The sequence below is a fragment of the Bacteroides sp. RTP31139st1_H2_RTP31139_211217 genome (genome assembly GCF_040227615.1).
GTDB lineage: Bacteria > Bacteroidota > Bacteroidia > Bacteroidales > Bacteroidaceae > Bacteroides > Bacteroides uniformis.
Genome location: NZ_JBCNZM010000119.1, coordinates 1 through 9,635, shown reverse-complemented (window position 1 = coordinate 9,635; position 9,635 = coordinate 1). Strand labels below are relative to the sequence as shown.

The window sequence follows — 9,635 nt, the reverse complement described above, 5'->3', positions numbered from 1 at the left end:
GGGCGGACGCTGTAATCTGCCAGCACGTCCGCGATGGTGTCGGTTATCTCTTTGGGGGTGTAGAAAGCGGTCAGCACGGACGCTTTCAGCGAATCCACAAACCGCTTGTACTCTGTTTCGTCCTTGCTGTTCTCACGGATAAGCCTGTGCAGCTCCACCGTCGGGGCGAACAGTTCGAGGTCGGATTTCGCCCACCGGACGGCATCCGTCAGTTCCTTTGCAGGGTTGAGGATACATTTCAGACCGCCGAAACCGCAGTACCTTTGAAGTATGGCACGCTCTTCGGTTGTCGCTGTCCTATTTTCCCTGTCAAGGATGAATGCCGTCCGTATCGCCTCGATGTTGTCCCGCAGTTTCTGTTTGCGGTTAAACGCCATATTCGTCTAAGTAAAGGACGGTTGCTCCCGTCAGCTCCGTGTAGAGCAGGTCGTAATCGGAAGACAGGGCGAAATTGTCATCCGAGAGGTCATAGACGGAGAACACGTTGCCGACAAGCGGCAGCAGTTTCAGGACAAAGGCTTCACGCTTCTCTTCCGGCACTTCATCGGCAAACTCGTTTTCCACGACTTCGCGGAGGATGGCGTAACGGGAATAATGCAGCCCGCGCAGCAGCGTGTCCATCGCCAGTTCCTGCGCACCATCGGCGGGATAGCCTTCAAGCCGTGCCCTCTCATACGTTTCGGCGGCACGGTCGGCCCGTTCCCGTATGAAAGCGGTGTCGTCAGCCTGTTCAAACTTGTTCGTGCGGAGATAGTCCAGCAGGTACAGACCGTAATAGGAAAAGTCGGTCTGACCCTCGTTTTTCTTCTTGTTGTTCATTACTTTGGATTTAGCGGATTGATAATTAACGGGATAATCGGTTGGAAAAAGGAAGAAAAAGGCACTCGGTATCCCTCCGAGTGCCACCACTAAATCCAAAGTATGAGTGTAATCCGGTATCGAAGAACAATTCATTACTCTGAACAAGTGGCAAAGTTAATACTATTTCTTCCGTCCTGAAAATTTCTTGTCCTTTTTAGCCTCCGGGAACACAAAAGTCGTGTTATATTCCCCGTCAAAGGCGACAACAGCATCGAAACTCTTGCCCTGTTTGCTCTTGAACCCTTTGAGCAGCTTGGTATGCCCTTCGGTGAGCAGGTCTTTGATTTCATCGTCGGACAGGGTGCGTCCCGCTTTCAGCCGGAACACGGGCAGTCCGCACTCCGTGTTGTCGCAGCGTACCACCTTGCCGTAGAACCGCATCCTGCCCGTGCCACACTTGGGACACGCGCAGCCGGAGTCACGGCTGCCGAAGAGCTTGTCGCACGAGATCAGTTCGGAGGTTATCTCACGTGTGTACGCCTCTATCTCCTTGCGGAAGGTGTCGTCGGACAGTTCCCCGCGCTCGATACGCGCCAGCTCCTTTTCCCATTCGCCCGTCATGGCAACATCGGCGATGCGCATCGTCTTGACGACGGAATTGAGGGCAAGTCCTTTTTCGGTGGGAACAAGCGACTTCTTGCAGCGTTCCATGTAACCGCGCTTGAAAAGCGTTTCGATGATGGAGGCGCGTGTGGCGGGAGTACCGATGCCACAGTCCTTCATCGCCTGCCGCAGTGCGTCGTCCTCAATTTCCTTGCCCGCCGTTTCCATTGCCGAGAGCAGGGTGGCTTCGGTATGCAGCGGCTTGGGTTTGGTCTTTCCTTCGGTAATGGACGAGCCTTTCGGTGTCAGCGTGTCGCCTTCCTGCCAGCCGGGGATGGTAATTTCCTCTTTTTCCTCGCCATAGACGGCACGCCATCCGGTTTGCTTCACGACGCTGCCTTTTACGGTAAACTCCACTCCGGCACATTCCGCCGTGACAGTGGTCACATCCTTGACGCATTTCTCAGAGAATGCCTCGACCATGCGCCCGGCAATCATCTGATAGATGGTATTGTCCTCTTTGGAGAGGAAGAGCGGTTTCTCACCCGTGACGAGCAGGGCATGGTGGTCTGTCACCTTGCCGTCGTCCACGCTGCGGCGTGTCGGGGCGGCTTTTGCCCGCACCTTGTCTTTCCATTCGGGCTGTGTGCCGATGAAAGCGAGCAGTTTGGGAATTTCGGCAAACACGTCTTCGGGGATGTAGCGGCTTCCCGTTCTCGGATAGGTTATCAACTTCTTTTCGTAGAGTTTCTGCGCGATTTCAAGCGTCTGTTCCGCCGTGAAGCCGTGCTTGGCGTTGGCTTCTTTCTGGAGCGTGGTCAGGTCGTAGAGCAAGGGAGTTTCCTCCGTCTTCTCCTTGCGCTCGGCTTTCGTGACAGTGGCGCAACCTGCCGCCTTTACCTTATTATATAGTTCCATCGCCGGTTCTTTCTCTTTCCATTTCTCGGAGGATGAGAATTTCACGACTTCGCCGTCGCAACCGTCCGTTGCGATATGGAGCTGCCAGAATGCTTCGGACGTAAAGCGGCGGTTCTCCCAGTAGCGTTCACATACCATAGCCAACGTTGGTGTCTGCACCCGCCCCACGGAATACGTGCCGTGTCCGGCGGCGATGGATAACGCCTGTGTGCCGTTGATGCCCACGAGCCAGTCGGATTCGCTCCGCGCTTTGGCGGCGAGGTAGAGGTTGTCGTATTTGCTGCCGTCTTCGAGTTTCCGCAGTCCCTCGCGGATAGCTTTGTCGGTGAGAGAGCTGATCCACAGGCGCACGAAAGGAGTGGTGCAACCCGTATAGTGGTAGAGGTAGCGGAAGATAAGCTCTCCCTCGCGTCCGGCATCGGTCGCCACGATGATATGTTCGCTTGTGTCGAACAGTCTTTTGATGACTTTTATCTGCGACACCACGCCGCTGTCGGGCTTGTAACCTTTCTCCGTCCTGACCTGACGGGGGACGAGCGTGAATGTGTCGGGAATAATCGGGAGGTTGTCACGGACAAATCCGCGCACGCCGTAGCCGTCGGGCATGGCAAGCTGAACGAGGTGTCCGAATGCCCATGTCACGGCATAACCGCCTCCCTCGAAATATCCTTCCTCTCTCTTTGTCGCGCCCACGATGCGGGCGATTTCACGTGCCACGGAGGGCTTTTCTGCAATGATTGTCTTCATGTCTTCTTCTTTTTTGTTGATACTTTGGATTTTATTTTGGATTCAGTGGCGGACACGGGATTACATTTTCATGCCCTTGCCCGTTTTCTTCTGCGGCTTCTCCTGCTGCTGTTGCTGGCGGGCGTCCTTCGGGTTGGTCTGACCTTTCTGCAACGGCTCTCTCAGATTCTTTGTAGCCTCGTTGGTCTTGCCATCGTTGTTCACCGCCACCTGCGTGCGGCTCTCGTTGGACGGAGCAACCTGCTGTGCATTGTCAGGGTTCGTGTCGTAGCGGTACGGGCGTCCCTTCTCCGGGTTGAACTTGATATACATCGTGGCATGGAAGCCCTGCTTGTCGGTCACGTTCTCCAGCTTCACGGCTTTACCCGCCACATAGTCGGCTTTCTGCTGGTCGGTGAAGCTCACGCCGCTCCATTTGCTGATGGGGCGGATGCTGCCGTCCTCGTTCGTCCACGTGTTGCGGCGTTGCTCCTTCTTGGTCTGTGCGGCATTTTCCCCGCCCTGCGCCTGACTTTTCGATGTGTCGCCTTTGGTTTCCTGTGTCTGTGCGGTACGGGGCGACTTGCCGGTTCCCGGCACGAACTCCACGCCGCGCTGCTCCACGTTCACTTGCAGGGTGGTGACGAACTTTCTGCCGTCGTTGCGCTCGATGAGCTTGTCGCGTACGGGCAGTCCGGCGCGGAGCATGTCCCGCTCCTGCGTGGTGATTTCCGTCTTGCCGATGCGCTCCGGGATGCGCACCCTGCTTGCCGGAATGTCCGTGATTTCATTCGTCTTGCGGTCGATGCTGATGTAGGAGGGGATGATCTCGCCCGTTTCCCTGTCCACAATGTCCACGACCCTACCGAGATTGCCCGTTTCGCGGAGGTTCTTCCGGTCATTGTCGGAGAATTTGTGTTCCTTGTACTCATCCAGCTTCTGCTCCTTGCGGATGAAGTGCGGCACGAGGCTGATGTTTCCCTCACCGTCCTTCTTGAAGGAGAGGCGGGCGTCCAGCTCGAATGATTCGCCGCCGAAGGTCGGTTTGACCTTTACCAAGTCGGACTTGCCATAGTTGAGCATCTTCGTAAGGTCGCCGGACTTTTCAAGGTTGTCCCGCTTTACGCCCCATCTGTCCTCCAGCTCCTGCCAGTTGATTTTACTCTCGTCGATGGGCTGGTAGCCACGTTTGCCCTGCATCTGTTCGGATTTGTCCTGTTGCTGTTCTTTCCGTTGTTCCATGTTCTCCTGTTTTTGAGGTTCTTGTTTCTCTGTCTGTTGTGCTGCCATCTCTTCCTGCACCTTCTTCTCATAGTCGGAGGTGTCCACCTTGTGAGGGGCGAGCAGCTCCTTGTTCGCTTCGGGGTCTTTCAGCAGTTGCTTCATCACCTCTAAGAGATTTTCAGCTTGGTCTGCCGCAATGCGGTAGAAACCGAAGCGGCTGGGTTCCTTGCACTGCCGGAAGAAGTTCTTGAAGAAGTTGTCCAGCACGTCGCCATGTCGGTCGAATTGCAGGAAACTCTGCGCGTTCTCCGCTTTTGCGGGGGTGCGCTTGGGTGTGCCGTCCGCGTTCAGCCCGGCTACCACGCTGATCTCGCCTGTCTTCTCGTCACGGACTACCAGCACGTCCTTTTCGTCTTTTTTCTTTGCCATCTGAAAAATGTTTTAATGGGTTATTTATGAAAGAAATTATGGATACGAGCCTTGTAGAAGGCTATATCTTCCTTTTTGAAGTCCTTGATATGGTTGGAAAGGAATGTCAGCACGTCCTCCTCGCTGTAATAGGTCTTCTTGCCCAGCGTCTTGTAGGGCAATGCGCCTACGCTGCGGTAGCGTTGGAGGGTGCGTTTGCTTATCTGGAGCAACATGCACAAATCCTGATTGTCGAAAAGGCGGATGCTTTCCGTGATAGTGGGCTGTTTCCCCTCAGCCTTCATCGCCAGCAGCAGTTCGTCCTGACGGTCGAGCCGTTCCATCAGCTTCTGCATCCAGCCCTCGAAGTTGTTTCGTGTGAGCAGTTCCATGACCTATGTCCTCCTTCCTTTTGGTTTGCCGCCCGTGCGCAGCGTGTGGTTGTGGAACAGGGTGTCTATTGTCCCTTCCTCGTTCCTTACTGTGTTGTCCTCCAATAGCCGCAGTATCTCGGAAAGGCGGTAGCGGCAGCTTCCGCGTACCACCACATACTCGATACGGTGGTCGGTGCGCATACGCTGCATGGTGCGCTTGCTCACGTTGAGCATCTTCGCCGCCTGTGCCGTGTCAAGCAGCTTGTCTTCGGTTTCCCGCTTCCGTTTCTTCTCGTCCCTTGCCTCGCGGATGTACCCTGCGATGTTCGCAATCTGCGCCATCATCTCCTTGTAGGCGGAACTTTCCATTGTTATCACTTTCATGTTCAGTCCTTTCTTTTTGTTTCTGCGACAAAATTCGGCAATAAACAAAAGGGGCTTTAACAACTCACTACGTGACTCACGTAAGATTTTTGCGGAAGATGGCTCCGTAACCCGGTCAAACGGCGCAACAGGCAGCCTTTCAGCGGAAAACGATACGTCTTGTATGCCGTTTCGTTACCTTTGCGGCAAACTCTAAATGACATGAATATGGAAATAGTATCTATCGAGAAAAAGACTTTCGAGATGATGGTGGCGGCATTCGGCGCACTCTCGGAGAAGGTCGCCGCCCTGAGGCGCAAAAGCGACACGGGGCGCATGGAAAGATGGCTCACGGGCGAGGAGGTCTGCGGGCAGTTGAGAATAAGCCCGCGCACGTTGCAGACGCTGCGTGACAGGCGGCTTATCGGCTACTCGCAGATAAACCGCAGGTTCTATTACAAGCCAGAGGAGGTGAAGCGGCTGATACCGCTTGTCGGCACGCTCTATCCGCACGGCAGATGATTTGATTTATTCACCCACTGAATCCGAAGTTATGATGAACGAGAACAACGATGTTTTTACGATGGAAGACGAGCCGATAGCCTCTGTGGTGCAGGATATGCGCAAAGGCTCGAAATGGCTGTCCGCATTTCTGGAAAGCTACCGTCCTCCGCTGGACGGGGAACGTTACCTGACGGACGGCGAGGTGTCGGAACTGCTCCGTGTGAGCCGGCGCACCTTGCAGGAATACCGCAACAACCGCGTGTTGCCCTTCATACTTTTGGGAGGGAAGGTGCTTTACCCGGAAACGGGGCTGCGCGGGGTACTGGAAGCGAACTACCGCAAGCCGCTGGAGTGAGGCGGTTTCATGAAAAAGTAAACGGGTGACACCTTTTGTGGTGCTACCCGTTTACTTGTCTTATGGGGTATGTGCAATCAGCAATACCCGGCTTTTCCGTTCTGTATGAACATCACGTATGTCTGCCGTTTCTCTTGTGAGAGTGCCTTTCCCACCAGCCATGTGCGGAACAGGTGGGTGTTGTAGGTATTCACCCTGAAAGCGACCGGGATGATGATTTCAAGGGCGTACACGTCCGCGTGCAGCCCGTTTTCAAGCTGCATGTAGCGGCACACCTCGTAGTCGTTCAGCACGTCCGACTTGCGGACGGCTCTGATGGCGGCGTTCACTGCCGGGACGGTCGTATGGAACAATCCGGCTATTTCGGTGGCGGTCATCCACACGTCGTTACCGGTTACGCTGACTGCCTTGTCCTCGATGATGATTGTGTCACGTTTCATGGCTTTTCTTTTTAGATGGTGCAACCTGCAAATTCCTCGACGCCGTTCAATCTTGCGGCAAGGTTCTCCATGTCCTGATTGAGCTTCTCTTTGGTTATCTTTGCGTAAATCTGCGTCGTCTTTATGCTCTTGTGTCCGAGCATGGAGCTGACCGTTTCGATGGGAACACCGTTGGAGAGGAATATCGTCGTGGCTGCCGTGTGGCGGCTCTGATGCCACGTGATATGCTTGGTGATGCCGCAACGCTTGGCGACGGCACGGATACCGGCAAGGCACGTGTTATAATGCGGAACGGGAAATATCCTGCCGTCCCCGCACAGTCCCCGGTATTTGCCGATTATGCGGTTGGCGATGTCGAGCAGGCGGATGTTGGACACCACGCCCGTTTTCTGGCGGTTGATGTTTATCCACTCGTGTTCGTCGAAGTAGGTGCGGATATTCTCTTCCGTAAGGTTGCGCATATCCGCGAACGACAGCCCCGTGAAGGCGCAGAACAGGTAGAGGTCGCGGTACAATTCCTGTTTGGCGTTTTTCAGTTTCCCCTCCATCAGCAGGCGGATCTCATCTTTGGTCAGGAAACTGCGTGTTGTTTCCTCCTTCTTGATTTCATACTCGCGGAACGGGTCGCGCGTCAGCCACTCGTTGTTGATGGCGATGAATACCATCGTCCGTAACGGGCAGACGTACAGCCACACGGTATTGGTGCAGCAGTGCTTGTCCGTGCGCAGGAACATCTCGAAGTCGGAGATGAAAGCCGGGGTAAGCTCTTTTAGGGCGATGTCCTTCACATGGTAGCGGATGTCGAGGAACTCTTGCATGTGCTTGTAAACGGTGCGGTACTTCAGCAGCGTGCCTTTGGCTTTCATGCCTGCCTCCACCTGCTTCTCGTAGTCCTCGTTGTGCTGGCGGAACACCTGCATCAGCGTGTGGTAGCGGTGTTCCAGTCCGAGAAAGGCGTTCTTCACCTTCTCCGCCGTGACGAAGTTGTCACGCTCCATGATTTCCTGATAATGCCTGTTGATGCGTACCCGCATCTTGTCAAGCATACGGTTCGTTTCGAGTGCCGCCGTGCTTCTGCCCGTGACACGTCCACCTTTGGTGTCCCACAGTTTCGGATCGACAGTCAGTTTGCAGCTGAACTGTGTCTGGCTGCCGTCCACCGTGATGCGTCCCATGACGGGAACTGTCCCGTCCTTTTTCACTACCTGACGCTTGAGGTAGTAGATTACTGAAAATGTACTCTTCATTGTCCTTAATTTTTGGGTTTCAAAATTAGTTGGTGAAGAGTCCGGTGTTGGTACGCAAAACGGGGAGGAACGGCGCAATCTTTTTCCGTAACCTGATTTTTCGCATGAGTTATGGATAACTCACTATTCCTTAGAGCCTTGTTTCGCTATTCGTACCCGTTTGTCGCATTTTCGGGCATGGTTACGAACAAGTAACGTAGCGGCGTCAGGATTTGGCTTCGGCAGGGATTGTAATGGCTTCACGGATTATCGCCACTTCAACCAAAACCCTTGTAACTCAATTCTATCACTATATCTTTCCGCATTTCACTTTTTTGTAGTAACTTTGCAATTAGATAAATGCATGAATATGGATTCTAAAAAACAACTCTACATCATTAGTGGTTGTAATGGTGCTGGTAAGACTACGGCATCTTATACTGTGTTGCCGGATGTTCTGGAATGCAAGGAGTTTGTCAATGCGGATGAAATAGCTCGTGGATTATCTCCTTTTAATCCCGAAAGTATGGCCATTGAAGCCGGACGGTTGATGTTGCAAAGAATCAATGAATTGCTGAAAAATCAACAAAACTTTTCTATAGAAACCACACTTGCCACAAGATCTTACACTCGCCTTGTCCATCGTGCACAAGAACAAGGATATAAAGTCAATTTAATATATTTCTGGCTGAGTTCGCCCGACTTGGCTATTCAGCGTGTAGCCCAACGTGTACGTAATGGTGGACACGACATTCCCAAAGAGGTTGTGCTCCGGCGTTATCAAGCAGGTATTGATAACTTTTTCAATATTTATATGCCTTGTGTGGACTATTGGCTATTGGCAGATAATAGCGAAACACCCCGTATAATTGTTGCTGAAGGTGGACGAGGAATGGATATGCATATACATCACATTGAACGATTTAATAAAATACAAAGTTATGTCAGAGAATGAACGAAAAGAACTAAGCGAAAAGTTACATTTCGGTTTGGCATTAGCCGAACGTCGTATGCTTGAAGAAAAAGCATTGCGCAATGAATGCATTATACAAGGCTTGCCCAATGGAGAGATTAAAAGTGTACCGGCACGTATCATACTGCGTAGACTTTATGGAGAAGAGCTGAAACGATAGAAATATCCTCTCTTCAATAAACTGCAAACCTGAATTGTCTGCACGACACGAGAGCCAGTGCGGATTACAAAAGTACATTCTTTATTCCCTTGAATTATAATAAAAAATATATCCACTCAGTCTTCGTTATTCTATGTAGACTATATTCTCTTACAAGAAAATTTCCTCATTACGTTTTTGACATGCTCCAAACAGTAGTTTTTCATAGCTATAGAATTCTTTACTCCAATTACTTTGTATTTGGAATAATCTCCATTTATAAGATAGAGACAATTACATGGTGTTCTATGCATAAAATGGATAAATAGGTAGGATAGTGTTTATGTAACCATTATAAATTCAATAGTATTTTACATAAGGGTTTACATTCTCATAGATGGAATAAACAACACGAGTAAATAATTGACAAAAAGCAACTAAATGATAGATATTGACAAAGCCCTTCTAGTTTTTGAGAAAAAAGATCCTGACGTTATGATTATAGCACATCAGTACAGAATTAAACACCTTCAAATCAGGATATTACCATTACAAATAGTATCATATAAGTAGATTGTCAT

The 9,635-nt window shown here is 51.7% G+C and carries 12 protein-coding genes; 4 read left to right on the top strand and 8 right to left on the bottom strand.

All coding sequences use genetic code 11. The features are described from left to right. The 6 genes from ABUA47_RS17220 to ABUA47_RS17195 form a co-directional block, all read right to left on the bottom strand. Positions 1-377, bottom strand: a 377-nt coding sequence (locus ABUA47_RS17220; RefSeq protein WP_349831811.1) for a hypothetical protein, incomplete at its 3' end; no start/stop codon positions are given. Beyond that, the gene (locus ABUA47_RS17215; protein WP_004304266.1) at positions 367-819 is read right to left on the bottom strand and encodes a DUF1896 domain-containing protein; all 453 of its coding nucleotides are present in this window, start codon (positions 817-819) and stop codon (positions 367-369) included. The genes ABUA47_RS17215 and ABUA47_RS17220, both read right to left, overlap by 11 nt. A gap of 162 nt (positions 820-981) precedes the next feature. Beyond that, on the bottom strand, positions 982-3,069 hold the full coding sequence (topB, locus tag ABUA47_RS17210; protein ID WP_004291456.1) for a type IA DNA topoisomerase: 2,088 nt from the start codon (positions 3,067-3,069) through the stop codon (positions 982-984). A gap of 60 nt (positions 3,070-3,129) precedes the next feature. Continuing rightward, on the bottom strand, positions 3,130-4,701 hold the full coding sequence (locus tag ABUA47_RS17205; protein ID WP_004291455.1) for a DUF3945 domain-containing protein: 1,572 nt from the start codon (positions 4,699-4,701) through the stop codon (positions 3,130-3,132). Positions 4,702-4,721: 20 nt separating this feature from the next. Beyond that, positions 4,722-5,072: a helix-turn-helix domain-containing protein gene (locus ABUA47_RS17200; protein ID WP_004291454.1), complete on the bottom strand. Its 351-nt coding sequence runs from the start codon at positions 5,070-5,072 to the stop codon at positions 4,722-4,724. Positions 5,073-5,075: 3 nt separating this feature from the next. Beyond that, complete coding sequence (locus ABUA47_RS17195) at positions 5,076-5,438, bottom strand: helix-turn-helix domain-containing protein (RefSeq protein ID WP_004304264.1); 363 nt, start codon at positions 5,436-5,438, stop codon at positions 5,076-5,078. Positions 5,439-5,639: 201 nt separating this feature from the next. Between ABUA47_RS17195 and ABUA47_RS17190 the strand changes: the two genes are divergently transcribed. Together ABUA47_RS17190 and ABUA47_RS17185 are read left to right on the top strand one after the other, a co-directional pair. Next, positions 5,640-5,939, top strand: coding sequence for a helix-turn-helix domain-containing protein (locus tag ABUA47_RS17190; RefSeq protein ID WP_004291426.1), 300 nt, complete (start codon positions 5,640-5,642; stop codon positions 5,937-5,939). 31 nt (positions 5,940-5,970) lie between these two features. Beyond that, positions 5,971-6,276 carry a helix-turn-helix domain-containing protein gene (locus tag ABUA47_RS17185; RefSeq protein ID WP_004291424.1) on the top strand — a complete coding sequence of 102 codons (306 nt, stop codon included), beginning with the start codon at positions 5,971-5,973 and terminating at the stop codon, positions 6,274-6,276. Positions 6,277-6,353: 77 nt separating this feature from the next. Here the strand turns inward: ABUA47_RS17185 and ABUA47_RS17180 are convergent, their stop codons facing one another. Together ABUA47_RS17180 and ABUA47_RS17175 are read right to left on the bottom strand one after the other, a co-directional pair. Continuing rightward, complete coding sequence (locus ABUA47_RS17180) at positions 6,354-6,716, bottom strand: hypothetical protein (protein ID WP_004291423.1); 363 nt, start codon at positions 6,714-6,716, stop codon at positions 6,354-6,356. An 11-nt stretch (positions 6,717-6,727) separates the two neighbouring features. Then, a complete protein-coding gene (locus tag ABUA47_RS17175; protein WP_004291422.1) occupies positions 6,728-7,963 on the bottom strand; it encodes a site-specific integrase in 1,236 nt (411 codons plus the stop codon). Between the two features lie 349 nt (positions 7,964-8,312). On the opposite strand from ABUA47_RS17175, the gene ABUA47_RS17170 reads away from it, so the two are divergent. Next, positions 8,313-8,897 (top strand): zeta toxin family protein, encoded by a 585-nt coding sequence (locus ABUA47_RS17170; RefSeq protein WP_016274187.1) that lies wholly within the window; start codon positions 8,313-8,315, stop codon positions 8,895-8,897. Next, a complete protein-coding gene (locus ABUA47_RS17165; protein ID WP_008665776.1) occupies positions 8,884-9,075 on the top strand; it encodes a hypothetical protein in 192 nt (63 codons plus the stop codon). The genes ABUA47_RS17170 and ABUA47_RS17165 overlap by 14 nt, the downstream gene beginning before the upstream one ends. Positions 9,076-9,635: the final 560 nt, after the last annotated feature.